Consider the following 24,698-nt stretch of genomic DNA (forward strand, 5'->3'; position numbering starts at 1 on the left):
CGGATAGTCCTCCAGTTCGCGATAGCTGTTGATGCGCGTAATGCCGTCCTGCGCCGAGTTGATCGTAAAGTTGCCCGCCGCGGGCCGCGGGCCGCGCGGCGTGCGTGCGGTACATCGTCGTATCGACCACGCTCTTGCCGACGAAACGATCGTCGAACGGACGGCGCACGATCATCAGGCCGCTGTTGCTGACGAGCGCCGCCGCGCCGTTCTTGCCGAGGTCGAGGCTCTCGTAGAAGCGCGAGAAGAACGATACGTCGATAGTCGCGAGCGCGACGCCCGCGAAGCTGCCATCGGGCGCGTCGATGCGGCGCGAGATCGGCACGATCCATTTGCCGGTCGAACGGCTGCGCACCGGCGGGCCGATATGCGCGTTCTGATCCGTATGCGTCAGGTGATACTGAAAGTATTCGCGGTCCGAGTTGTTGTAGCGCGTATCGAGCGTGGGCTGCGAGTTGACGATCCACTGGCCCGTCTTGTCGTAGATGAACAGGCCGTTGAGTTGCGGCAGTTGCGCGCAACGCTCCACCAGCGAGCGATGCATGCGCTCGATCGTGGCGGGCCCGAGGCCGTCCTGTTCGACGCGTTCCACCATGCCGATCAGCGTGGTGTCGGCTTCCTTGAAGGTGTCGTTCGCGTGCTGCGACATCGCGCGCGCGAGATTCGACGTCGCCGTCGTCATCTCGTGGATCTGCACATGGCGCGCGGCGATGCTGCGCCAGACGTCGGTGCCGATCAACAGCACGCATACGATGATGATGAAGCTCGTCAGCCTGAAAGTGAGCGAATGGCGAGTGGCCAAACCGGGTTCTCCGAATACCGATGTCGCAAGACGCAAACCGGGGTTCTATAGCGAACGCTGCCGTATCTTATCGCGCCATTCGGAGAGACCGTTTGAGGGCGGGCCTGGCGTGTACGGGGTTTTGCGTGGTGATCAAGACGCTTTAACGGCTATGGCGTCCCAAAACTTGATAGAGCTGATAAGGAAATTTTTTCGGGGTTTTCCCGCGCGACTCGGCCGGTTCGGTTGTTTTGTCTGATCATTGACTGACCGCTGCAGCTTGCCGCGCGACGAGCCGCCCGCGAAACCAGAATGTCCACGCGACCAGTCCGCCGTAGATCGTATAGCTGATGATCGGCGACACCACCAGATAGCGCTCGATCGGCCAGTTCCACGCGAACCATACGCGCAGCAGCATCTCCAGCGTGAGACCGATGCCCCAGACGAGCGTCATGAGCCTGAGCGACGCGCGCAGCGATGCGCTGTCGCGCCAGTACGCCTCGAAATGCGCCGCGCCGCCCGCGTGTTCGCGCGTGACCGTGGCGCGCGCCAGATAGAAGATCAGCGGCCGCTCGAAGTACATCGACGCGAGAAAGACGATGCCCGTCGCGCCCGCCGCGAGCGATTCGCGCAGCAGCAACACGCGCGGACTGCCGCCGAGCGCGAGCGTCACGATGGATAGCGCGATGCCGAACAGCACCAGAGCGGAGAGCGCGTCGATGCGTCGCGAACGGATGAATTCGATGAGACTCCACGCCAGCGGCGGCGGCGCCGATGCGTACAGCGCGCCGACTTCGCCCCAATGCGGCAGCGCGAGTCGGTAAGCGAGCCACGGCAGCAGCAGATTCGCGGCGAGTTCGAGCAGGAGGCCTGGCTTGATCTTTTTCATGGACTCACGGCGGGCGGGGCGTGAGTGCCAAGTATACGCAATGAAAGTGACCTTTCTAAAGCGCTATCCCTTCATCGCGCGCTCGACCGCCGCTTCGACCCACGAACGATCGAGCCGGCCCTCTGCGATCGCGCTCAGCGCCTGCGCTTCCTTCTGCTCCTGAAGCCGCGCACGCTCGATCACATCGTCCGCGTCCTGCGGCGCGATGGCGATCACGCCGTCTTCATCGCCCACGATGATGTCGCCCGGATGCACCACCATGCCGCCGACCGTCACCGGCACGTTGATTTCGCCGGGCCCGTTTTTATACGGCCCGCGATGCGTGACGCCGCGCGCATACACCGGAAAATCCCGCGCGCGCAGGGCGGCGACATCGCGGATCGCGCCGTCGATCACGAGCGCGGCCACGCCGATGCTTTCCGCGTAGCTCGCCATGATGTCGCCCATCAGCGCCTGATTCAGATCGCCGCCGCCGTCGATCACCAGTACGTCGCCGGGACGGCAGAAGTCGAATACGCGATGGATCATCAGGTTGTCGCCGGGACGCGTGTGCACCGTCACGGCCGTGCCCGCAAACGCGCGCGGCCGATGATAAGGCGTAAGGCCGACCGTGCCGCAGGCGCGCGCCATGTTGTCGCTCAATAGCGAGACCGCGAGCGATTTAAGCGCGGCGACGATTTGCGCATCGGCTTGCGGAGCGGATTCGTTTTGCCGCCATCCGACAGTGCTCATGACGTGACTCCTTGTCGTTCGAGTTGAGTATTCAGTCGTCCGTACACGGCGTGCGCGTTGTGCTCGAAGATACGGCGGCGGTCTTCGTCCGCGAGCCATTCGATACCGTCGATATAGCGGCGCGTGTCGTCGTAGTGATGTCCCGTGTCCGGATCGATGCCTTGCACCGCGCCGATGGTCTCCGATGCGAACAGGATGTTCTTTGCCGGAATGACCTTGGCGAGCAGTTCCGCCCGGCTGGTGATAGACGCAGGTATCGAAAAACACGTTGTCGAGCAGATGTTCCTTGAGCGGCGGTTGCTTCATGTCCTGCGCGAGCCCGCGATAGCGTCCCCAGTGATACGGCACCGCGCCGCCGCCATGCGGGATGATGAACTTGAGCGTCGGAAAATCCTTGAAGAGATTGCCCGCGAGCAGTTGCATGAACACCGACGTGTCTCCGTTGATGTAATGCGCGCCCGTCGCATGAAAGTTAGGATTGCATGACGATGAGACGTGAATCATCGCGGGCACGTCGAGTTCGACGAGCGCTTCGTAGAGCGGATACCAGTGCTTGTCCGTCATCGGCGGGCCGGACCAGTGGCCGCCCGACGGATCGGGATTCAGATTGCAGCCGATAAAGCCGAGTTCGTTGACACAGCGCTTCAACTCCGCGATGCAGTTCGACGGATAGACGCCCGGCGCTTGCGGCAACTGGCACACGCCGACGAAATGCGTCGGAAACAGCGACACCACGCGATGAATCAGGTCGTTGCATTCAGCCAACCACAGCGCGTTGGCGTTCGCATCGCCGAGATGATGTCCCATGCCGGCCGCGCGCGGCGAGAAGATCGTCAGGTCGATGCCGCGCCCGCCTTGCACGCGCAATTGTCCGCTTTCGATGGTCTCGCGGATCTGGTCGTCGCTGATAGATGGACGCGGTGGCACCGGCGTGCCGTCCTTCAGTGCCGCGATCTGTTGCGTTCTCCAGGCTTCGTGTTCCTTGGGCGAAGTCGTGTAATGGCAGTGACAGTCAATGATCATGATGTGATTCGCGTGATGATGATGATGATGGTCAGAGCGAATGCGCGGTGTTGCCGCGTTCTTCGTTGCCGGTGGTTTCGTCGTCGGGAGGACGCACGCGCATCACCAGCGCGATGATCGTCGCGATAACGAGGAACGCGGCGATGGTCACGAGCGCGAGCTTGAAGTTGCCGGTCGCGTTGCGCACCAGCCCGATGCTCCACGGGCCGACCAGTCCGCCGAACTGCGCGATGGTGTTGATAAGCGCGATGGTCGCCGCGCCCGCCGCACCCGTACGGAACGATGCCGCCAGACTCCAGAACAGCGGATTGCCCGCATAGATGAACAACCCCGTCGCGCACAGCAGCAGATACGCGACGACCGGCGAGGGCGCATACGCGCTCGCGGTGATCGCTACAGCGCTCATGCCGTAGACGAAGGCGAGATGCTTCTTGCGATCGCCGGTGCGGTCCGAACTGCGGCTGATGAGAAACGTGCCGAGCACGCCGAGCAAAGGCGGCGCGGCGGACAGAAAGCCGACTTCGATATTGCTCAGGTATCCAATGCTTTTGACGATCTGCGGCAACCACAGAAACAATCCGTAGATGCCGACCAGCGCGCAGCCGAACAGGCACGCGAGACTCCATACGCGGATATCGCCCGCCACGCGCCAGATCGATACATGTGCCGTGCCCAGCGCGTTGCGTTCCGCGTCGAGCGTGCTTTCGAGCCATTGCTTTTCGGCGTCGGTGAGCCAGTCGGCGTCGGCGGGACGCTCCTGCATCACGCGCAAAGTGAGCAGGCCGAGCAGGATCGCGGGCACGCCTTCGCAGATGAACATCCATTGCCATCCCGCGAGACCGAATGCGCCGTCGGCGTAGGTCATCAGCGTGGTCGACAGCGGACCGCCGAGCACCGCCGAGAACGATCCCGCGATGATGTAGCCGCCCACCGCGCGCGCCCGATAGCGCTCGGGAAACCACTTGGTCAGATACACCGCGACGCCCGGCAGAAAGCCCGCTTCCATCACGCCGAGCAGAAAGCGCACGGCATAGAAGCTCGTGTCGTTGCGCACGAATGCCGTGGCCGCCGCCACCGCGCCCCATGTAATGAGAATTCGCGCGAGCCAGCGTCGCGCGCCCACGCGATGCAACAACAGATTGCTCGGCACTTCGAGCAGCATGTAGCCGACGAAGAACACGCTGCCCGCGAAGCCGAACACGGCGGGGCTGAAGTTCAGCGCGTGATTCATGTCGAGCGCTGCAAAGCCTATGTTGATGCGATCGAGGTAGTTGAAGAACATCATCGCGAACAAGAGCGGCATGGTGCGGTACACCTTGCGCATGGTCGCGGCTTCGCTCTCGGGTGTCACCGCGATAGGCGGCGCGGGCCGGGTTTGCTCGATCATGATCGTCTCCCTGCGCTCGCTCGATGCAAGCGTCTGTGAATGTCCCGTCGCGCGCGCGTAAGCGATGACGAGCCGCGCGTCGTCGGCGGGGAACGAACATGATAAGGACGCGCGTGCGCAAACGTCCAAGAGCGATTGCGTATGCTTCTATGCGTTTTTGCTTATAGCGCCGCAATCATGGGGCGCAGCATTGCAAAGCGCTTTCAAAAGCGCTCAGGCGGACTCGCGCGCAATGTCGTCGGCATGCGGAAGGCAGGCGAGAAACGCGTGCAGATGCGGTGAAGTGTCGCCGGTTCGAAAGCTCGCCGTCAGAGAGCTGAAGCGCCTGGCGCCCGGTCCGGTGAGATGCCGATAGACGACATCCGCGCGCCCATGCTTCGCCACCGATTCACCGACGAAGGTAATGCCCAGTCCCGCCGCGACGAGCGCGATGGCCGTCTGAATTTCATACGCCTCATGCGCGACGACCGGCGTCACTCCCGCATCGCGATACAGCGAGCCGATGAAGCGCGGAAACTGCGCGGCCGGATGCTTCGGATACACGACCAGCGGCGAATCGATGAGTTCGTCGACGCGCACTTCGCTACGCGCGCTCAAGGGATGATCGGACGCCAGCACGGCCATCACGCGTTCGTCGAGCAAGGTGCGCGTCGTGCAACCGGGCCACGCGGGCGCTTCGCGGCCGATACCGATATGAATGCGCGCATCGCGAAAGGCGTCGGCTTGTTCTTCGGTCAGCATTTCAAAGAGCTTGAGCTCGACCAGCGGATATGCCGCATGAAAAGCCTTCAGCGCGGGCGGCAAGACGCTGTACATCGCCGAACGCGTGAAGCCGATGGCGAGCCAGCCGTGCGTGCCTGCATCGATGGCGCGCACGTCTTGCGTCGCCGCTTCCATGCGTTCGAGAATCGTGCGCACTTCGGTGTGAAAGTAGCTGCCCGCTTCGGTCAGACGCAGCGGGCGGCTGCCGCGATCGACGAGCTGACTGCCGAGCCGTTCTTCGAGCGCGCGAATCTGCTGGCTCAACGCGGGTTGCGCCATATACAGACGCTCGGCCGCGCGGCTGAAGTTGAGCTCTTCAGCCAGCACGATGAAGCATTGCAGCGCGTGCAGGTTCATGCGTTTAAGAAGGCGTCAGCGCGTATTAGGCTTGAGCGGATACGCGCCCGCAGGCGGCGCGGCGGCAGCGGGATTGCCGGCGTTCACCGCGTTGCGCGTGTTCGCGTTGGCGGCATCGTTCGCGTTGTAGGTCGAGTTGGTGTTCGGCTCATATCCCAGCGATGACTTCGGCGGCTTCGGTTGCAAGGTCTGATTGATCAGGCCCACTTGCCCGAGCTTGCGCGCGGCGCTATCCGCATGCGCCGATGCAACGACGCCCAGCATCGTCGCGCCGATGATCAATGCGTTCGCCACTTTATGTTTGCGGTTCGTTTTCATCGTTGGCCTCCTTGATGTGATGCACGTTCCACCACATTGTCCGCAAGGATGATACCCGCGCGCAGCAGGGTTTCGCCCGATAAAGCAGACGATAAACGCCTTCGCGCACACACGCCACGCAAAATTGAGATATCGCACGGGACGCGTGATTTCCCCTCGGTAATATCTTCTTTGAAGTACTGACTTCAACCACGCAACGGAGGAATCATGTTTCCCGAATATCGCGATCTCATCTCTCGCCTGAAAACCGAAGACGCGCATTTCTCGCGCTTGTTCGAGCGTCATAACGAACTCGATCACGAGATCAGGAATATGGAATCGGGTGTCTCGCCGGCCGATTCGTTTGCCATCGAAACGCTCAAGAAAGAAAAACTGCTGCTCAAGGACAAGCTGTATGTCGTATTGAAGAAGGCGCACGAAGCCGCCTGACCATGACGTTCCGCGATTGACGTAGCCGGCAGAGACGCCGCACCTGACCACAAGGAGAAGAACAGTGACATCCGCAGAGCATCATGCCGGGCATGGAAAGAAGAAACCGGGTCGAGAGGAAACGGACGGCGACGTGAGTATCGCCGAATCGTCGGAGCGCGGTGACAAGCTGGCGACGCAGGCCACGCAAGACGCCACCGACGCCGCGCACACTGCCATCCATAGCAGCATCGAAGACATTCTGACCGCAGGCGGCAAGTCGAAGCGCGACGGCATGAAAGCGCTGATCGGCGGACTGTCGCCGGATGAAGTCGCGAGCCTGCGCGCCGCGCTGTTCGATGGCGAAGCCGCGCTTGCCAAACCGCGTCGCGACGAAGAGCTGGCATCGGACTGGCGTCACGGCGGCTATCCGTACCGGCATCTGATGTCGCGGCAGAACTACGAGAAGCAGAAGTATCGTCTGCAAGTCAAGTTGCTGAAGCTGCAGGCGTGGGTCAAGGAAACGGGCCAGCGCGTCGTGATCCTGTTCGAAGGGCGCGATGCGGCGGGCAAGGGCGGCGCGATCAAGCGCTTCATGGAGCATCTGAATCCGCGTGGCGCGCGCGTGGTCGCGCTGGAGAAACCGAGCGAAGCGGAACGCGGCCAATGGTATTTCCAGCGTTACGTCGAGCATCTGCCGACAGCGGGCGAGATCGTGCTGTTCGACCGCTCCTGGTATAACCGCGCGGGCGTCGAGCGCGTGATGGGCTTCTGCTCGTCGCAGGAATACGACGTCTTCATGCAGCAGGCGCCGTCGTTCGAGCGGCAGTTGACGCAGAGCGGCGTGCATATCGTCAAGTTCTGGTTTTCGGTTAGCCGCGACGAACAGCGTCGCCGCTTCAAGGAGCGCGAGGTGCATCCGCTCAAGCAGTGGAAGCTCAGTCCCGTCGATCTCGCGTCGCTCGACAAGTGGGACGACTACACTCGCGCGAAGGAAGCCATGTTCGCGCAGACCGATACCGCCGATACGCCGTGGACGGTCGTGCGTTCGGATTGCAAGAAGCGCGCGCGTCTGAACGCCATGCGCTATGTGCTGCATCGGCTGCCTTACGACAAGCGCGAAATCGATTCGATCGGACCGGTGGATCCGCTGATCGTCGGCCGCGCGTTTTGAAGGCTCACGCCGTATCGCTCATCAGTTGACGGGCGAGCAGGCTGGCGTGCGGCGTGAGGGCGTCGAAGGCGCGGGCGCACAACAGCAGGCGACGCGTCGCCCACGGCTCGGATAGTGGCACGATCGCGAGGCCCGGGCGGCGCAGTAGATTCGCGGTCACTTCCGAGAGAATTGCGAGACCGATGCCCGCCTCGACCATGTTTCCCACATTGTCGATGGCGCGCATCTGGATGCGGTAATCGATCTGTCGGCCGAGCCGCGACGCGCGTTCGGCCAGATGCATTTCCAGCGCGGCATCCGCGAGTCCGACGAACGGCTCGCCGATGATCTCCGCGAACGACACCTCCCGTTCCCCGCTGATCCGATGCGCGCGGCCGGCCACCACGACCAGCCGGTCCAGCGCGACGACATGCGTCGCCAGGCTCGCGTGATCGGTGATATCTGCGACGATGCCGAGATCGGCGCGTCCTTCGGCTACGGCCGGCACGATCTCGAAGCTCGGCCGTTCCTCGAGATCGATCAACAGGCCCGGATAAGCCGCCAGAAAGCGCGTGAGGCGCGGCGGCAGAAACGCGGCGAGCGCGGCCGTGTTCGACATCAGCTTGATGCGGCCTTTGAGTCCCGTCGCATAAGTGCGCAATTCGCCGCGCATCTGCTCGACTTGCCCGAGGATGGCGCGCGCGTGGCGCAGGAACGCTTCGCCCGCGGGAGTCGCCTGCACGCCGCGCCGGTTGCGTTCGAGCAGCGGCGCGCCGAGGGCGGCCTCCATGCCGGCGATACGCTCGCTCGCCGATGCCAGCGCGAGATGCATCGCCTGCGCGCCGGCTGTGATGCTGCCGCGTTCGATCACGGTGAGAAAGAGCCGCATATCGGTCAGATCGAAGCGCATGGGCTGGGTTCGGCTGCGCCGAAGTCTCGCATTGGAATTGCCAGATTGTACGAGCCTGCGCGCACGGCTACGATTTGCCGCATGGAAGCCATTCTGATTGTCATCGTTGCGGGTTTCGTTGCGGGCGCCATGAACGCGCTGGCGGGCGGCGGCTCGTTCGTCAGCCTGCCTGCGTTGATCGCGGCGGGTTTGCCACCCGTACAGGCGAACGCATCGTCGACGGTGGCGCTGTTTCCCGGCGGCGTGGTGAGCGCGTGGGCGTATCGCGAGGGCTTGACGCCGGTCGGGCCGGTCTCGATCCGGATGATGCTCGTCGTCACGCTGATCGGCGGATTCATCGGCGCGGTGCTGTTGTTGTCGACGTCGTCCGCGACGTTTTCCTTTTTGCTGCCGTGGCTGCTGCTTTGCGCGAGTTTGGCGCTGGCGTTCGGACGCAGAATCGGCGACGCGTTGCGTCGGCGGGTGCGAATCGGCGCGGCGGTGGTGCTGTCCATCCAGTTTCTGCTCGGCATTTACGGCGGGTATTTCGGCGGTGCGGTCGGCCTGATGATGCTCGCCGTATGGGGCCTGCTCGATACGCGCGACATCAAGAGCCTCAATGCGCCGCGCACGCTGCTGGTGAGCGCGGCCAATTCGGTCGCGGTGCTGACCTTCGCCTTCGCGCATGCGGTGCGCTGGCCCGAGACGCTGGCGATGCTGCTCGCGGCCGTGGCGGGCGGTTATGGCGGTGCGCAGATCGGCCGACGCGCACCCGCCAAGGTGATTCGAGCGGGCACCTTGCTGCTCAGCGCGTGCATCACGCTCGCGTTTTTCGTGAAGACCTACGGGCCGATGCTTGCTCGACGTTGATGCGCCCTGCGCTCGCGTGCGAAGGTGCGGTGAGGAAGATCATGATGACTGTCCTGCTACAGACGCTCGGTGCGCTGGCAGTGCTGGCGAGCATTGCGGCCAAGGTCGCGTGGTTGCGAGACGAGCACGCGTTACGCCGTTAGCGTCCGAGCGGCGGCAGGCCCAACGGCTTGCGCGCTGATTCGTAGGCATCGACGAAGCGCGGATCGTCGTCGGACGCGCGGGCGATCCATGTCGAAAGCTGGTCCTGACAGCCGTCGCGCGTCATGGCGGCAAAGCAGGGCGAGTTCGGCGGCATCATGCACGCCGCCCAATAGAAATTGAATAGCGTCTGTTTCTCGCCGGGATGCATGCGAAGCGCGCCCGGCTCCTTGCCCGAGAACCATCGGACGAGTTTGGCGGTCAGCGTGTCGTCGGTTTCATTGCGGTCGTAAGAGAACACATAGCTGCCGCCGGCCTGAGCAGTATGGAAGTCGTCGAGGACGACGCTGGTTACTAAGCCCGCCGCGCGCGCATTGGAGAGAAACGTTTGCGCCTGAGCGCGGATAGCCGGGCATGCGAGCAAGGCAGCACACAAGAAGAAAGTCGCGAGCCGCGCCGGGGCTTCACGCCTCGGAAGAGTTCTAAGGATATTCACGCACGCTATAAACAAATTTATCGGGCACCCGGCAGCTTTTTCAAACGACGCAGGCTGGGTCGCGCTGATTCTACTGATTAATTTGGCTTAAGCGGATAAATCCTTAGCGATTTAACGCCGGTATACCAAAACGTCTTTAGTGAAACGGGCAAGCAATCGCCTTGGGCGCATCGAAGTATACCGAGCCAAGAAAAGGAAAACGGCCCCGCAGGGCCGCCTTGCTTTTTACGGCAATGTCGCTGAGCTTACAGCGGCTGAATCGTCGAAGCTTGCTTGCCCTTGGGGCCTTGCTTGACTTCGAAGCTCACCTTCTGGTTCTCTTGCAGCGACTTGAAACCCTTGGACTGGATTTCGGAGAAATGCGCAAACAGGTCCTCGCCGCCGTCATCCGGCGTGATGAAACCAAAACCCTTTGCGTCGTTGAACCACTTCACAGTACCTGTTGCCATTTGACCCAATCCCATTGAGACGAATTACGTTGAAAATGCGCTTCGAAATCTCGAGCGGCATAGACTTTTACCATGCCGGAAAGCCGAAGTCCAATAAGCGTTTTTGCTAAGAGGGCGGACATATGCTCGTCATAGTCGTAGAAATTACTCGATGCTTAAAATCTAGTCGGTCTAATTTTCCGGCAATTGCGACATTTGTTTTTTGACACGTCTGCCAGTTAAGCTTCGCATTCGCGTTCTTTTGCTTGGAATTCGCATACCGATATGGCTCATACGCTCGCTCAATCCGCTTCGCTCGTTTCGTCGCGCACGCAGCTCGCCGCGTGCTTTCAGCTTGCAGCATTGCATGGACTCGAAGAGGGCATCTGCAATCATTTCTCGGCGGTGGTGCCGGGTCATGACGATCTGTTCTTCGTCAATCCTTATGGCTATGCGTTCGGCGAGATCACCGCGTCGCGCTTGCTCGTCTGCGATTTCGACGGCCGCGTGATCGACGGCGAAGGTCAGCCCGAAGCGACGGCGTTCTTTATTCATGCACGCGTGCATAAGCTGATGCCGCGCGTGAAGGCCGCGTTTCATACGCATATGCCTTTTGCGACGTCGCTGTGTCTGATCGAAGGGCCGCCGCTGTTGTGGCTCGGACAAACCGCGCTGAAGTTCTATGGCCGCACGGCAGTCGATGAAGACTACAACGGCCTCGCGCTGGATGAATCGGAAGGCGATCGTATCGCGCAGGCGATGGGCGATGCCGACATCCTATTCCTAAAGAATCATGGCGTGATGGTCGCGGGCGCGAGCATCGCAGAGGCATGGGACGATCTCTATTATCTCGAGCGCGCCGCCGAAGTGCAGTTGCGCGCGATGAGCAGCAATCTCCCGCTCAAGCAGGTGCCGCACGATATCGCCCAGCGCAGTTACGAGCAGATGCGCGCGGGCGCATCTCGTCAGCGGCATGCGGCAATTGCGGGCGAAGGGCATTTCGTTCGAGGCGTGATCATCGGCGCGCGGCCAGGCGCTTGAGCCAGCCGCGCCGTTTGCCGACATCGGTCTGCTGCAGAAACACGGCAATCACGATGATCAAACCCTTGAGCACGAGTTGCGTATTGCTGTCGATATCTTTTAGCAAAAGGATATTGATTAGGAAACCGAATATCAGCACGCCGGCGACTGTGCCCGACACGCGTCCGACACCGCCCGACAGACTCGTGCCGCCGATCACCACGGCGGCGATGGCGTCGAGTTCCCAGCCCATGTCTGCATCGGCCTTGCCTTGCCGATACTGCGCCGCATAGAGCACGCCGACGAGCGCTGACAACAGCCCGGAGATCGCATAAGCGGCCATCTTGTGGCGCGCGACGTCGAGGCCCGACACGACCGTGCATTTCTCGTTGCCGCCGATTGCATAAAGATATTTGCCGAACACCGTGCGATTCATGACGAAGCTCACGATTGCCGCGATCACCAGAAAGAACAGCGCGGGCACCGGCACGACGTTGAACAGCAGCGCGCGCAGCATTTCGATATCCGATGTGGCGTTGGTGCCGCTATAGATCGAATAGACGGCCGTGTCCTGTCCCGCGATCAGCCGCGCCGCGCCGAGCACGCCGACCATCGCCGCGAGCGTCACGATGAACGGTTGCATGCGTCCGCGCGTGATGATCCAGCCATTGAGCGCGCCGAGCGTGAAGCCCGCGAGCGGCACGATCCACAGCACGGCGAACAGCGGCATGCGATGTCCGCCATGCAGCGCGATATACGCGCACGCGAAGGCGGCGACGCCGAGCGCGATGCCCGCATCCATCGCAAGCGGCGTGCGGGCGGCGGGCGCGAGCCGGTTCGCCTGACCTTCGCGTGCGCGCATGAAGCCGCGCAGCACGTTGAGCATCGCGAGGATGATCGCGAACACGGCGATCGCATCCAGCACGAGCGATGCATACACCGCGCGATTCCATCCATCGGTCGTAAGCAACATCGCGGTGAGCACGCTGCCGAGCCCCATGATCGCGCCCACCGACAAATCGATGCCCGCCGTAATGATGACGAGCGTCATACCGATCGAAATCACGCCGACGTTCGCCACTTGCCGAAAGACATCGGAGATATTCGCGCTCGACAGAAAGATGTTGCTGCCATCGGCCGCGTGCGGCGATGTCAGCGCGCCGACCACGAGCAGCACAATCAAGCCGAGATAGAACTTGAGGACCGTCAGAAAGGTGCTCAGGTGCCGCGCGCGGGCCGTTGCCGCCGGTTCCGCGAGTTGTTCCTACGCTTCGAGCATGGTGTGAGTCTCCGAATCGTATGCCGTGCATATGCCGTGCGTATGCTGTGAAGTCAGGGCGAAGCCATGCAAGCAACTCGCCCGAGAACTGCTCGCGTGCGAGCACGCCGCGCGCGCGTCCTTCGCACATGACGAGAATGCGATCGCTCAAGAGCATCAGTTCGTCGATCTCCGAACTCGCGACGATCACCGTCACGCCTTCGCGCGCGGCCGCGAGCACTTGCCGATAGATTTCTGCTTTCGCCGCGACATCGACGCCGCGCGTCGGTTCGTCGAGCAGCAGTACGCGCGGTTTCGTCATCAGCCATTTGCCGATGATGAGCTTCTGCTGATTGCCGCCCGATAGCGTGCTCGCATCCTGCGCGAGACTGCGATGCTTCACATTCGACGTGCGCGCCTGCGATGCCGCCCACGCATGCAGCCGCTTGCGTCGATAAAACGGAAAGCCCGGCGCGCGCGAAAGCGAAGGCAGCAGCAGATTCGCTTCGAGCGACTGATCGAGCACGAGGCCGTCCTTCTTGCGATCTTCGGTGACGAAAGCAAGACCGGCCGCCGCCGCGCGTTCGGGCGAATCAAAGGCGCGCTCGCTGCCTGCCACATGAATCTCGCCTTCATGCCGATAACGCGACACGCCGAAGATCGCTTCGAGTATCTCGGTCTTGCCCGCGCCGAGCAGCCCGGAAATGCCGAACACTTCGCCTTGCTGCACGGCAAACGACACGTCGGAGACGATCGGACGCGCGGCGCTCCATAGCGTGAGTCCGCGCACGTCGACGGCCAGCGCGCGCTCGCGCGGCGCTTCGGCTTCGCTGCGTTCGGGCGGCGCGAAGTCCTTGCCGATCATCATCGAGACCAATGCCTGCGATGATTCGACTTGCCGCATCTGTAGCGTGGCGATGCGTCGTCCATCGCGCAGCACGGTCACGCGATCCGCGACCTCGAACACTTCGCCTAGTCGATGACTGATGAGCACGATGCCCATGCCACGCGCGCGCAGATCGCGCGTAAGCGACAACAGCGCCTTCGTTTCCGTGTCGGATAGGGCGGATGTGGGTTCATCCATGATCAGCACGCGTGCATCCGCAAGCAGCGCTTTAGCGATCTCGACGAGTTGTTTCTCGCCGACGCGCAAAGTCCCGACCAATGCGGTGGGCGCAGCCTTCCTTGAAGCCTAATTGCGCAAGTACCTGTTTAGCGGCCGCATGCATCGCGCGACGATCGGGAAAGCCCATGCGCGTGCGCAATTCCTTGCCGAGGAAAATATTGTCGACGGCGGACAACGTATCGACGAGATTCAATTCCTGATGAATGATCGCCACGCCCGCGCGCGCCGCATCGTTCACATTGGCGAGGCGCACGCTTTCGCCTTGCACGCGGATGCTGCCCGCATCGGGCGCATAGAGCCCGCCGAGTATTTTCATCAGGCTCGATTTGCCCGCGCCGTTTTCGCCGACGAGCGCATGCACTTCGCCGGCGGTCACATCGAAATCGACGTGGGTCAGCGCGGCGCTGCCGTTGAACGAGATGGACAAGCCGGCGGCTTCGATGAGCGGCGCGGTGCTGGTTGCCATCGAGGTCCTCCAGATAACGCGGCGTTGCTAAGAACGCCGCGTCTGCGCTTTAGTGGCTCGCAATATATTGCTTGGCGTTATCGGCAAAAATACCTTGCGTAGGCAACACGACTTTCTTAGGCACCTTGTCGCCGTGCAAGACCTTGAGCGATTGACGAATGCCTTCCGCGCCCGGCGTCGGATACATGAAGGTGCCCGCGAGCAGGCCTTGCTCGACCCATGTCGCGCCTTCCTGCGGCAAGCCGTCGATGCCGACGAACTTGATGCTCTTGTCGCGACCCGCATCCTTGGCGGCGAGATACGCGCCGTAAGCCATCGGATCGTTATGCGCGTAGACCACATCGATCTTCGGTTGCACGCGCAATACGGTCTTCATATAGTCGTAGGCCTTGTCCTGCTTCCAGTCGCAATCGACGCGTTCGCCCACGCGTTTGATGCCTTTTTCAGGGCTGATCGCCTTGTCCGCGCCGTCATGACGATCATGCGCGGGTTGCGCACCGAAACCGCCCCAGATTTCCACCAGATTGCCTTGCGCCTTGCCTTGCCCGCCTAGCAGCTTGACGATGAAATTGCCGGCTTCCTGACCGATCTGCACATTGTCGCCGCCGATAAATTGCGTGAACTGGTCGCCATTGACTTCGCGATCGAGCACGAAGACGGGAATGCCGGCCTTAAAGGCTTTTTCGACGACGCCCGTGAGACCCGCCGACTCCTTGGGCGAGATGAAGATCGCATCCATTTTCTGCGCGATGAAGTTCTCCATGTCGGCGTTCTGCTTGTCGGTTCTGTCACCCGCATCCGAGATGATCAATTCCACTTCGGGATGCTTGGCGGCTTCGGCCTTCATGTCCTTGTTGAATTGCACGGGCCAGGGCTCGACAGTCGTGACTTGAGAAAAGCCGAAGCGAAGCTTCTTGCCCTGCGCGAACGCGGCCTGCGTGAAGAGCGCCGAGAACGTTCCCACCGCGTCGGCTAGCGGCGCGGCGATGAGGCTCGCGGTCACGATGCGTCGTTTGCTGTCCATTGCGTCTCTCTCCTGTTATGGATGCGGTCCTCGTGCATCGCGGGTCCGCTGGTTGGGTGGCAGCCCTCGAAAAACTAAAACGTTATAGTGCCTGGCGTTTCCTCTCCGCACGCTCCGTTCGTGCGGCGTTCGATTGCGCCGCGATGGTCTCCTTGCTGCTTGTTCTCGGCGGTGGCGCGGTACTTTCGTGCACCAGCAAATCCGCCTTCATGCGCAGATGCACCGGCTCCGATGCCTCACCTTCTAGTTGCTTGTGCAGCAATTGCCAGATCGCGCGCCCGACGGCCTCGACCGGCTGATGAATCGAACTGATGCGCGGCTGCAGCACGGACATCCACGGCGCGTCGTCGAAGGAGAGCAGCGAGATGTCATCGGGCAAGTGCAGTTCGGCATCGCGAATGGCGCGCAATGCGCCGAGCGTCGCGACGTTCGCGCCGGTAAAAAGCGCGGTCGGACGCTCGCGTTCTGCCAGCAGGCCGAGCGTGGCCGCATGGCTTTCTGTATCCGTCATGCCGCATACGACGATGCGCGCGTGACGCGTCAGGCCCGCGCGCTTCATTGCATCGAGATAGCCGTCGGCGCGCTCGCGACTGTTGACGAGATCGAGCGCGTTGACGATGAACGTGATGCGCTTGTGGCCCAGCGCGATCAGATGTTGCGTGCCATCGCGCGCGGCGCGACGGCTGTCCGTTGTGACCGTATCGGCGGGAAAAGTATTGTCGACGCGATCGGCCATCACGAGCGGCACGTCGCACGCGCGCAGTTCTTCGATCGCATGTTCGTAGCCGTGACACGGAATGATGATCATGCCCGCCACCTGCCGCGACAACACGAAGCGGATGCGTTCCGCCTCGCGCTCGGGGTCTTCCTGCGCATGTGCCAGCAGCAATCGATACCCGCTTGCCAAAGCATGATCCTCGACCACGCACAGCAATTCGATAAAGAACGAGTTGGTCAGATCCGGCACGACGAAACCGATCGACGTCGAACGGCTGCTGCGCAATTCCGCGGCCAGGCTGTTGCGCCGATAGCCGAGCTGGCGCGCGGCATGCCAGACCTGTTGCCGTCGCGCTTCGCTGACGCCGTCCGCACCCGCCAGCACTTTCGACGCCGTGCCGAGCGAGACGCCCGTCGTGCTGGCGACGTCCTTGAGTGTGGTGGCCGGTTTTTTTCTGGAATCCACAGTGCTCGAGATCGTGTTAAACGCCGTATTCTGAAACGTTTCAGAATTCTAGGAAGCGTTCGCCGACGGAGCAAGTGAGTGTTTTTACGGAGCGGGGAAGGCGTGCGTCAGAGCGAGACGTCGTGCAGATCCTTCACGATGGGCGGACCGATTCGGAAGTCCGAGGCCGACTTGCAGTCCGCTGCGTTCCGGCGTGCAGCACATCGGGCCGACCAGCCAGCCTGTGCCGGCATCGCTTGCGGAAAAGGGCGGGAGACGCATCAGCGTCCAGGCGGTGTCGTCGGCGCTGCTTTGCACTTTGAGCACGCCTTGCGCGACGGTGATGCGCAAGCGAAAACGATTCGTGCGCGCGGTCGACCCGAGCGACCAGTCGGACGACTCGTTCGTGAGCACCGTGCTGAAGGTCAGCGCGCCGTCGTTGTATTCCGCGCCGGCCTTGACCCAGCGTTCGGCGCTTTCGCGCACCATCAGACCAGCTTGATCGTAGAGCGCGGAAAACTTGCCGTCGACGGTGACTTCGGCGGTGAAATCGCCTTGGACGCTGGCGGCAAAGACGTGGCCGGTATCGCGAACAAAGCCGTAATGCGTCTTGCGCCAGAAATCCGTGTTCGCATCGGTGGTGACGAGGAGCCTGTCGTTTTCGATGCGCCAGTCGGCGGGTTCGTTGATCCAGCGGCACTGTTCGAACATGGCGGCCTCGTCGCGATGAGTGGACAGCAGTATGTCACACGCGCCGGATTCGAATGGTCATAAGTAAAACGGCCAGTGGGTATCTGCACTACCATACGCATACCTTCTTCCCAGAGACGGACGCGATGGTCAAACTGATCATGATCCTTTTGGGCGTGGATTATTTGCGCAACCGCTGGCGCAGTCTGATGGCGATCGGCTGGCTGCTGCTCGTCGCGGGCATCGGCGTATTTATCGATGCGCTCGATGGCGCGTTTGGCTTTCCTATCGCGCTGGTCGGCTGGGTGCTGCTGATCGAAGGCATCGCGACGCTCTCCGTTGCGTGGGCGGGCGTCGGCGGACAGCGCAGGTTGCGTTATGCGAAAGGCATCGTGTTCGTGCTGGCCGCCGTGCTCGTACTCGAAGGCTCGCATCACGGCAATTTCATTTTGTCTTTAGTGATCGGCGCGGCTTTTCTTAGCGATGGCCTGTTGCAGGCCGCTTCCGCGTTGGTGGTGCGTTATCGGCGCTGGCGCGTTGCGTTGGGCTTTGCGATCTTCGAAATTGCCCTTGCCGTATTCATGTTTCAACCGTATCCGACGCATTACGTCGGCACGGTGCCGTATTGCATCGGCCTGCTGTTTATGTTCGCGGGATGAAACGTCATTCTGATCGCATTGCGCGTGCGCAAGCTGACGAGCAATCCGGCAGTGTGGGGCGATGCAAGCGCGGAAGTGGCGAGCGCATCGGGCGCGGCGATCGATGCGAATCGTCCCGCGTTCGATGCGCATGAATGGGACGGCCCGCCCGCCGACGACGAACCCGCGCTGACCGTGCATGTGTGGACGCCGGTCGGCTCGTCGAAGGCGCAAACGCAATGGCATCCGATTGTGGATCGATATATCGCGGCGGTGGATCGCAATGGCGTGATATCGACAGGACACGCCGCGCTCGAAGCGCCCGGCGACGTGTATATCAGTCTGTATCCTGCAATCGAAATCGATCGTAGTCCTGATGATTTTGCGCGACTGCTACGCGCCACGCACGAGAACGACGTGCCCGGGCAATTTCAGCCGAGCTATCCGATCGAATCGAAAGCATGGTGTCCGTCGACGGTACGCGTGCGTATCCGCAATTACGATCCGGCGCGGCTGACGTCTTTCTGGCGCGTGTATCGCACGGATACGACGTATAACCTCACGCATCGCAATTGTTCGAGCAGCGTGTCGCGCGCGCTCGAAGTCGCGCTGGAAGGCGCGGCGGGACGTCTGCACGGCGCGCGTACGGGTTGGGGCGTGTTGTTCAGGATGATCGTCACGCCCGAGCTATGGGTGGCCGCGCAAATCCGCAAGCGCGCGGTGACGATGGCGTGGACGCCGGGACTCACGCTCGACTATGCGCGCGCGCTCAGCATGGTGGCGGATCCGCGTCCTTACGGATGGCTCAAGGTCGCGCGCATGGCGCTGACGACGATGCGGGCATCGCGCCGCGCCTGGCGCGATGAAGGGAATCGCGCTTCGCAGATCGATCCGCCTGCGAACGCCTTATAGATCGAGATCGTCCATTTCCTTTTTCGCGCGTCGTTCTTCGTTCGCGCGACGCGCCCGTAACCGTTGCCGCGAAAGCTGAGCGATGACTTCGCCCGTGCTCGCGCCTGGCGGAATCTCGTTGCGAATGACCTTGGCCACCAATGGCAAACCCGTGCGCTGACGACGCAGCGCACGGGCGATTGCGGTGCGGCACTCTTGCCCGTGACAGTCCCATTCGTCACGGATTCGCTCGCAGTAAGGGCACTTTTCCATCTGCACAGTCTACGCGAAATCGTGACCGATTCGTTCAGCGTGCCTTCAAGGTGCCTTATTTCATGGATTCCAGACGCCGCTTGCCGTACATCGACGCGCATAGTCCTCGAACGCGCGCGGTTCGCGATTCAGCGCGCGACGCACGCCGTCGGCGGGCTTTTCGTTGCGGCCATCGAGTACGGTCGTGAATAGATAGAGCACCAGATCGACTTCGGGCGGCGGCACGCCGGCGTCCAGCAGGCCCACGCGGAATGCATCGGGCGCAATAGGCTCGATGCGAACCTCGCGTCCTGTTTCACGTGCGATGCAAGCCGCGACATCGGCGAAGGACAACGCGCGCGGGCCGGTCAGTTCGTATAGCTGCTGCTCGTGTCCGGGTTGCGTCAGCGCGGCAACGGCGATGTCAGCGATGTCGTCCACATCGACGAACGGCTCGGCGATGTTGCCGATGGGCAGCGCAAGCGTGCCATCGAGCACGGGTCCGAGCAGAAAGCTTTCGCTGAAGTTCTGCATGAACCAGCTGCAACGCAGGATCGTCCAGCGCGCGCCGATTTGCGTCAATGCATGCTCGGCCGCTTGCGCTTCTTCCTCGCCACGACCCGACAGCAGCACGATGCGCGTCGCTCCCATCTCGACGGCCATTTCAAAAAACGCACTTACGGTTTCCAGTGCGCCGGGCACCGCGAGATCCGGTTGATACGTGACGTAGACGCTGTTCGCGCCTTGCAGCGCGGCGTCCCACGTCGCGCGATCGTTCCAGTCGAAGCGCGGATGCGTCGATCGTGAGACCGCGCGCACATTGCGTTGCATCTCGCGCAGACGCTGGCTGACGTGGCTTCCGGTCTTGCCGTTAGCGCCGAGAACGAGGATGGGGGCTTCATCTGAATGCGAAATCGACATGGCTGGCTCCTTGAAATTAAAACGTGAGAGTTGCTCACGTTAAAAACATGATAGATACTCACGTTTGAGAGTCAAGCCGAATCGATCGAGGGAAAACCAGCATGCAAGAGAAAAAGCCTCGGCAGACGAATGCCGACAACGCGGCGTCACGGCGGCAGCCCACGCAACAGCGCAGCCGCGAGCGGCTCGAGCGCATTCTGGAGGTCGCGCAGAACCTGATCGCCGAGAAGGGCAGCGAGCACGTGAAGATGAGCGAGATCGCCGATCTGGCGGAGATATCGATCGGCTCGCTTTATCAATATTTTCCCGACAAGCGCGCAATCGTCCGCTCGCTTGCGGAAACGTATGGCGCGCAAAGCAGGGCATGTGTGCGTGAAGCGCTGGAATCCGTGCGCAATCGGAAGGAATTGCTCAAGGCCTTTTCCGATCTCGTCGATGTGTATTACCGAATCGTGATGGAGAAGCCGGTGATGCGCGATATCTCGTCCGCGATGCGTTCGGACAAGGAACTGATGAATATCGAGCTCGCGGAGAGCAAGGCATGCGGCGCGCTGCTGGCTGCCGCGATCCGACGCGTCAAGCCGAACGCCGATGCAAAACGCGTCGGCCCGCTCGCGTTTCTGATCTGGCAATTGGGCGAGGAAACCATGCGGCTCGCCATTGCGCATAAACGCGCGGAAGGTGCGCTTTTAGTGGATGCGTACAAGCAAATGAGCCTGCGAGCAATGGAAGATTGCTAAGCGCTTAAACATTTTCGAGCGTATAGAGTTGCGCGGGCAAGGGATACTGACTCGCTTGCGCGGCTTCGCCCGGCAAATCTTGCAAGGCGCGCAGCATCGCTTGCGTGGCGGTTTCTGCAATGCGCTGCAAGGGCGTATCGATGACGAGATCGATCACGCCATCGACGAGCGCGTCATGGCGATCGGGCATCAGATCAGAGCAGACCGTGACGATGCGCCGTCCCGCTGCTTCTTCGCGCAAAGCTCGAATCACGCCGCCCACGCCGCCGCCGGGAATGTAGAGTCCGGCGAGATCGTCGTGACGCGCCAGCATGGCAAGCGTGGCCTCATACGCGAGTTGTTTGTCTTCGAGATTAATTTGCGTATCGAGCACGCGCAGCCCCGGCGCATGTTCGCGCAGATAAGACCTGAAACTGATCTCGCAGCTTTCCTGACCGAGATAGCGCGGCGTGCCGACGAATACGCCGACCGTGCCGGTGTCGCGGCGCGTCAGACGGCTCACTGCCTATGCTGCCGTGCGGCCGCTTTTACGCGGATCCACGCCGATATAACCCGCACGCAACGGCGCGCTCAGATCGGATAACAGCGTGACCGTAGGCTTGCCCTGCGCGTGCAGCGCCTCGACGGCCGCCGTGACATGCGGATGATCAACGGCTACGACGCCGAGCGCGTCCACTTGCTCGCCTAGAGACAGCAACGTGCGCGCGATCGATGCCGGATCGAGTTCATCCATATATTCGATCACCGCAGTGCAGCGTTCGGGTTCGTGATACGCGGCGGTTTCGGTCAGGATGCGCGCAAATGTCTGATAAAACGGATCGGCACGTTTCTGTAGACAAAACCCCAGCGTATAGCGCTCGTTGCGTTCGCCGAGTTGCGCGCGCAGCCGTTCGCGCATCAAATCCGCGCCGTGGTAGCCGATGCGCTCCGCCGCTTCGATCACGCGCAAAGCCGTGCCTTCGCGCACGCTAAGCCGACCATTGAATACGCGATCCACCGTGGCCGGACTGACGCCAGCGGCATCCGCGACCGATTGCAGCGTAGGGCGCTTGCTCATCTTTGATGTAAATGATGGATTTTATAAAGGCGCGATGATGCCTAAAGATAGCAAATTCGCAGAGTTATTGCGCAGCCTGATTACGCCTTCTATCATCGATTCAACAAAAACTAAATGATGTAAATCCAATCATCGGATGAGGCGACATGATGGAATCAGGGCATTTCGAAGGTGCGGACGCACAGGCGCGTCATCGCGCGTATAGGTTGATCGGCGGAGCCGGCGACCGTGCCAAGGCGGCAGGCCTAGCCAATGCGGAGTGGTACAAGTGCGCCGTTCCACGTCCCGTGATGAAGACCCTCATTCAGCGCGAAGACGCACGCGCGATCCGAGATACGGTGATCTGGTACGCATGCATCGTCGCGAGCGGCGTGCTGGCCTATTTCGCCTGGCGCGCGCATTCGTGGTGGGCCGTTCCCGCATTTTTTCTCGCTCTATTGCAGCCCAGCCGATTCGCGTTGGCACGAAGCCGGTCATGGCACCGCGTTCAAGACGAGCTGGATGAACAAGGCGCTGTATCAAGCCGCGTCGTTTCAGGTGTTTCGTCGTCCGACGATCTGGCGCTGGAGTCATGCGCGTCATCACACCGATACGCTGGTTGTCGGACGCGATCCGGAAATCGGCGCGCAAGTGCCGACGGATTGGCTCGGTCTGGCGCTTAACGTATTTGCGCTCAAGCATGTCGTCAACGAATTGCCGAAGTTCGTTCGCTCGGCGTTCGGCGATATCGGCGATGAAGAAAAGACCTTCGTGCCCGAATCCGAATGGCCAGCGGTGATTCGCGAGGCGCGCATCTGGCTGGCGATTTACGCCGTCGTGATTGCAATGTGCGTCGTGCTCAAAAGCGTCTTGCCCTTGCTTTATGTCGGCTTGCCGAGTCTTTACGGCGCGTGGCTTTACTAGTATTTCGGTTTGACGCAACACGCGGGCATGCCGGAAAACGTGCTCGATCATCGCAAGAACTGCCGCACCATCCGCATGAATCCGGTCTTCCGGTTTCTCTATCTGAACATGAATTACCACGTCGAACATCACATGTTCCCGATGGTGCCGTATCACGCGTTGCCGCGTCTGCATGAAGTGGTCAAGCACGATATGCCGCCGCCTTATTCGAGCACCATTGCCGCTTACGCGGAAATCATTCCTACGTTGCTGCGGCAGACGCGCGATCCGTCCTATCACGTCGAGCGGCCGATGCCCGTTGCCGCGCAAGTGTGACGCAATATCCATCATTCTAAGAAGCAGGAGACACGCCCCATGACGCAATGGATCGACACCGTGGCGTTCGACGATATCGACGACGAAGACGTGACGCGCTTCGATCACGATGGGCGCACCTTCGCCATCTATCGCGTGGACGACGCGGTCTATGCGAGCGATGGCCTGTGCATGCACGAGCACGTTCATCTGAGCGATGGTTTTGTGATGGACCATGTGATCGAATGTCCCAAGCACAACGGACGCTTCGATATCCGCGACGGCCGGCCGCTCTGCGCGCCCGTCTGCGAAAAGCTCAGGACTTATCCCGCCAAAGTGGAAGGCGGTCGCATTCTGATCGAGGTGTGACGTGACGAGCGTCGATTCCAACGCACGCGCGATGGTGATCGTCGACGCAGGACATGTCGGCGGCCGCGTGGCGCAGGCCTTGCGCGAATTCGGCTGGCAAGGGCGCATCGTGATGATCGGCGTGGAGACGCATCTGCCGTATGAGTGTCCGCCGTTGTCGAAGCAATTGCTGACCGGCGAACGCGAAGCATCGCATTGTCAGTTGCGCACGCCCGATGCGTAGCAAGCCGATCGTATCGAGCATGTCGTCGCGAAGGTCGAACGCATCGCGCACGAATCGCGCGAGATCGTTTTGAACGATGGACGTGTCATCGCTTACGAAGCGCTGCTGCTCGCGACGGGCGGCCATGTCCGGCGCCTGACGATTCCAGGCGCGGACCTAGAAGGCGTGCTCACGCTGCGCACGCTCGACGATGCCGCGTGCATCGCGCAACGCTTCGTAGCAGGCGCGCGCGTGGTGATCGTGGGCGGTGGCTTCATCGGACTCGAAGTGGCGGCGTCGGCGCGCAAGCGCGGTTGCGACGTCTGCGTGATCGAAGGCGCGTCGCGCTTGCTAGGACGTGCGGTGCCTGCCGATATCGCGTCGAAGGTCAAGGCATTGCATGAACACAACGGCGTGTCCGTACGCGTCGATACGATGCCGGTCGCGATCGAACGCCTGAGCGATGGCACGCTCGAAGTCTTGCTTGCCGATGGTTCGAGTCTGCGCGCGGAAACGGTTCTGGTCGGCATAGGCATCGAGCCAGCCGATGAACTCGCGCGCGCTTCTGGTCTTGCCGTGAATCGTGGCGTGATCGTGAACGCGGAACTCGAGACGTCTGCACAAGGCATCTTTGCCGCGGGCGACGTGGCGATCTTTCCAAGCCGCTTGTCTGGCCAGCCGATTCGTCAGGAGACATGGCACAACGCCGAAACGCAGGCACGCATCGCGGCGTGCAACATGCTTGGTCAGCATGCAGGCTATGACGATACGCCGTGGTTCTGGTCGGATCAATAGTCTGGCCTGCAAAATTGAATTTGCCGGAATGGACCCAACGACGCAGTCTGGTGCAGACGTAAACGCACATCTCAGCCAGGTCTGCAGCGCACGAGTAGAGGTTGAGGCATGACGTTGAGCTGAAAACGCGCCCACGCGAGCAGCAAAAAGAATATAGGGCCAAGGCCCAGACGAACGATCGCGCGCAGCAGCCAGCGCAGGTTGTAGCCGGCCGCACACAGCACCGCATGCAGCGCGTCGCCGGTTTGCCCCTTGA

Annotated in this window: 22 protein-coding genes and 8 pseudogenes; 9 read left to right on the forward strand and 21 right to left on the reverse strand. The window is 61.6% G+C overall.

Annotated elements, in window-relative coordinates:
- Positions 1–136: 136 nt before the first annotated feature.
- From BVER_RS33410 to BVER_RS04875, 7 genes and pseudogenes are all read right to left on the reverse strand, one after another.
- A pseudogene (locus tag BVER_RS33410) lies at positions 137–682 on the reverse strand (cache domain-containing protein); the annotation flags it as partial.
- A gap of 358 nt (positions 683–1,040) precedes the next feature.
- Complete coding sequence (locus BVER_RS04850) at positions 1,041–1,670, reverse strand: VC0807 family protein (protein WP_050452317.1); 630 nt, start codon at positions 1,668–1,670, stop codon at positions 1,041–1,043.
- A 63-nt stretch (positions 1,671–1,733) separates the two neighbouring features.
- Positions 1,734–2,501, reverse strand: coding sequence for an RraA family protein (locus BVER_RS31170; protein WP_157055927.1), 768 nt, complete (start codon positions 2,499–2,501; stop codon positions 1,734–1,736).
- Positions 2,399–3,425, reverse strand: a pseudogene (locus BVER_RS31175) (amidohydrolase family protein). The gene BVER_RS31170 and the pseudogene BVER_RS31175 overlap by 103 nt, the downstream one beginning before the upstream one ends.
- A gap of 31 nt (positions 3,426–3,456) precedes the next feature.
- Positions 3,457–4,776, reverse strand: a complete 1,320-nt coding sequence (locus BVER_RS04865; protein ID WP_050452341.1) for an MFS transporter — start codon at positions 4,774–4,776, stop codon at positions 3,457–3,459.
- Positions 4,777–5,025: 249 nt separating this feature from the next.
- On the reverse strand, positions 5,026–5,931 hold the full coding sequence (locus tag BVER_RS04870; protein ID WP_050452319.1) for a LysR family transcriptional regulator: 906 nt from the start codon (positions 5,929–5,931) through the stop codon (positions 5,026–5,028).
- Between the two features lie 15 nt (positions 5,932–5,946).
- Positions 5,947–6,249 carry a hypothetical protein gene (locus tag BVER_RS04875; protein ID WP_050452320.1) on the reverse strand — a complete coding sequence of 101 codons (303 nt, stop codon included), beginning with the start codon at positions 6,247–6,249 and terminating at the stop codon, positions 5,947–5,949.
- 207 nt (positions 6,250–6,456) lie between these two features.
- Here BVER_RS04875 and BVER_RS04880 point away from each other — a divergent pair, with 207 nt between their 5' ends.
- Both BVER_RS04880 and ppk2 read left to right on the forward strand, forming a co-directional pair.
- The gene (locus BVER_RS04880) at positions 6,457–6,678 is read left to right on the forward strand and encodes an HP1242/YdcH family protein (RefSeq protein WP_050452321.1); all 222 of its coding nucleotides are present in this window, start codon (positions 6,457–6,459) and stop codon (positions 6,676–6,678) included.
- A gap of 133 nt (positions 6,679–6,811) precedes the next feature.
- Positions 6,812–7,831 carry a polyphosphate kinase 2 gene (gene ppk2, locus BVER_RS04885; RefSeq protein ID WP_050452322.1) on the forward strand — a complete coding sequence of 340 codons (1,020 nt, stop codon included), beginning with the start codon at positions 6,812–6,814 and terminating at the stop codon, positions 7,829–7,831.
- Between the two features lie 4 nt (positions 7,832–7,835).
- Here ppk2 and BVER_RS04890 read toward each other — a convergent pair whose 3' ends face one another.
- Positions 7,836–8,720: a LysR substrate-binding domain-containing protein gene (locus tag BVER_RS04890; RefSeq protein WP_050452323.1), complete on the reverse strand. Its 885-nt coding sequence runs from the start codon at positions 8,718–8,720 to the stop codon at positions 7,836–7,838.
- An 81-nt stretch (positions 8,721–8,801) separates the two neighbouring features.
- On the opposite strand from BVER_RS04890, the gene BVER_RS04895 reads away from it, so the two are divergent.
- A complete protein-coding gene (locus BVER_RS04895) occupies positions 8,802–9,569 on the forward strand; it encodes a sulfite exporter TauE/SafE family protein (RefSeq protein WP_050452324.1) in 768 nt (255 codons plus the stop codon).
- Between the two features lie 139 nt (positions 9,570–9,708).
- Here BVER_RS04895 and BVER_RS04900 read toward each other — a convergent pair whose 3' ends face one another.
- The gene (locus BVER_RS04900) at positions 9,709–10,134 is read right to left on the reverse strand and encodes a hypothetical protein (RefSeq protein ID WP_050452325.1); all 426 of its coding nucleotides are present in this window, start codon (positions 10,132–10,134) and stop codon (positions 9,709–9,711) included.
- A 317-nt stretch (positions 10,135–10,451) separates the two neighbouring features.
- The gene (locus tag BVER_RS04905; protein WP_008347993.1) at positions 10,452–10,655 is read right to left on the reverse strand and encodes a cold-shock protein; all 204 of its coding nucleotides are present in this window, start codon (positions 10,653–10,655) and stop codon (positions 10,452–10,454) included.
- 264 nt (positions 10,656–10,919) lie between these two features.
- Between BVER_RS04905 and BVER_RS04910 the strand changes: the two are divergent.
- Positions 10,920–11,649 (forward strand): annotated as a pseudogene (locus BVER_RS04910) (aldolase).
- Here the strand turns inward: BVER_RS04910 and BVER_RS04915 are convergent.
- The 6 genes and pseudogenes from BVER_RS04915 to BVER_RS04950 all read right to left on the reverse strand — a co-directional run bounded on the left by BVER_RS04915 (position 11,650) and on the right by BVER_RS04950 (position 17,401).
- Complete coding sequence (locus BVER_RS04915) at positions 11,650–12,831, reverse strand: ABC transporter permease (RefSeq protein WP_232316390.1); 1,182 nt, start codon at positions 12,829–12,831, stop codon at positions 11,650–11,652. It lies immediately after the preceding pseudogene.
- A gap of 424 nt (positions 12,832–13,255) precedes the next feature.
- Positions 13,256–13,996: pseudogene (locus BVER_RS33415) on the reverse strand (ATP-binding cassette domain-containing protein); the annotation flags it as partial.
- Between the two features lie 31 nt (positions 13,997–14,027).
- A complete protein-coding gene (locus BVER_RS32350) occupies positions 14,028–14,504 on the reverse strand; it encodes an ATP-binding cassette domain-containing protein (RefSeq protein WP_050452329.1) in 477 nt (158 codons plus the stop codon).
- 49 nt (positions 14,505–14,553) lie between these two features.
- Positions 14,554–15,528 carry a substrate-binding domain-containing protein gene (locus BVER_RS04940; protein ID WP_050452331.1) on the reverse strand — a complete coding sequence of 325 codons (975 nt, stop codon included), beginning with the start codon at positions 15,526–15,528 and terminating at the stop codon, positions 14,554–14,556.
- 82 nt (positions 15,529–15,610) lie between these two features.
- Positions 15,611–16,711 (reverse strand): LacI family DNA-binding transcriptional regulator, encoded by a 1,101-nt coding sequence (locus tag BVER_RS04945; protein ID WP_050452332.1) that lies wholly within the window; start codon positions 16,709–16,711, stop codon positions 15,611–15,613.
- 84 nt (positions 16,712–16,795) lie between these two features.
- Positions 16,796–17,401: a DUF1349 domain-containing protein gene (locus tag BVER_RS04950; protein ID WP_232316384.1), complete on the reverse strand. Its 606-nt coding sequence runs from the start codon at positions 17,399–17,401 to the stop codon at positions 16,796–16,798.
- Between the two features lie 125 nt (positions 17,402–17,526).
- Between BVER_RS04950 and BVER_RS04955 the strand changes: the two are divergent.
- Positions 17,527–18,930: pseudogene (locus BVER_RS04955) on the forward strand (HdeD family acid-resistance protein).
- On the opposite strand, the gene BVER_RS04960 reads toward BVER_RS04955, so the two are convergent.
- The gene (locus BVER_RS04960) at positions 18,925–19,182 is read right to left on the reverse strand and encodes a hypothetical protein (protein WP_050452333.1); all 258 of its coding nucleotides are present in this window, start codon (positions 19,180–19,182) and stop codon (positions 18,925–18,927) included. The pseudogene BVER_RS04955 and the gene BVER_RS04960 sit on opposite strands and share 6 nt — an antisense overlap.
- A 60-nt stretch (positions 19,183–19,242) precedes the next feature.
- Positions 19,243–20,082 (reverse strand): NmrA family NAD(P)-binding protein, encoded by an 840-nt coding sequence (locus BVER_RS04965; RefSeq protein WP_050452334.1) that lies wholly within the window; start codon positions 20,080–20,082, stop codon positions 19,243–19,245.
- 101 nt (positions 20,083–20,183) lie between these two features.
- Here BVER_RS04965 and BVER_RS04970 point away from each other — a divergent pair, with 101 nt between their 5' ends.
- Positions 20,184–20,822, forward strand: a complete 639-nt coding sequence (locus BVER_RS04970) for a TetR/AcrR family transcriptional regulator (RefSeq protein ID WP_050452335.1) — start codon at positions 20,184–20,186, stop codon at positions 20,820–20,822.
- A 4-nt stretch (positions 20,823–20,826) separates the two neighbouring features.
- Here the strand turns inward: BVER_RS04970 and BVER_RS33420 are convergent, their stop codons facing one another.
- Positions 20,827–21,324, reverse strand: coding sequence for a substrate-binding domain-containing protein (locus tag BVER_RS33420; protein ID WP_232316385.1), 498 nt, complete (start codon positions 21,322–21,324; stop codon positions 20,827–20,829).
- 3 nt (positions 21,325–21,327) lie between these two features.
- Complete coding sequence (locus BVER_RS33425) at positions 21,328–21,879, reverse strand: LacI family DNA-binding transcriptional regulator (RefSeq protein WP_232316386.1); 552 nt, start codon at positions 21,877–21,879, stop codon at positions 21,328–21,330.
- A gap of 146 nt (positions 21,880–22,025) precedes the next feature.
- On the opposite strand from BVER_RS33425, the pseudogene BVER_RS04980 reads away from it, so the two are divergent.
- From BVER_RS04980 to BVER_RS04995, 3 genes and pseudogenes are all read left to right on the forward strand, one after another.
- Positions 22,026–23,097: pseudogene (locus tag BVER_RS04980) on the forward strand (fatty acid desaturase family protein).
- 39 nt (positions 23,098–23,136) lie between these two features.
- Positions 23,137–23,445 (forward strand): non-heme iron oxygenase ferredoxin subunit, encoded by a 309-nt coding sequence (locus BVER_RS04985; RefSeq protein WP_050452336.1) that lies wholly within the window; start codon positions 23,137–23,139, stop codon positions 23,443–23,445.
- Positions 23,446–23,476: 31 nt separating this feature from the next.
- A pseudogene (locus BVER_RS04995) lies at positions 23,477–24,439 on the forward strand (NAD(P)/FAD-dependent oxidoreductase); the annotation flags it as partial.
- A gap of 74 nt (positions 24,440–24,513) precedes the next feature.
- Here BVER_RS04995 and BVER_RS05000 read toward each other — a convergent pair.
- Positions 24,514–24,698, reverse strand: a pseudogene (locus BVER_RS05000) (IS5/IS1182 family transposase); the annotation flags it as partial.

The organism is Candidatus Burkholderia verschuerenii (assembly GCF_001189365.1).
In the GTDB taxonomy this organism is placed as follows: Bacteria; Pseudomonadota; Gammaproteobacteria; order Burkholderiales; family Burkholderiaceae; genus Caballeronia; species Caballeronia verschuerenii.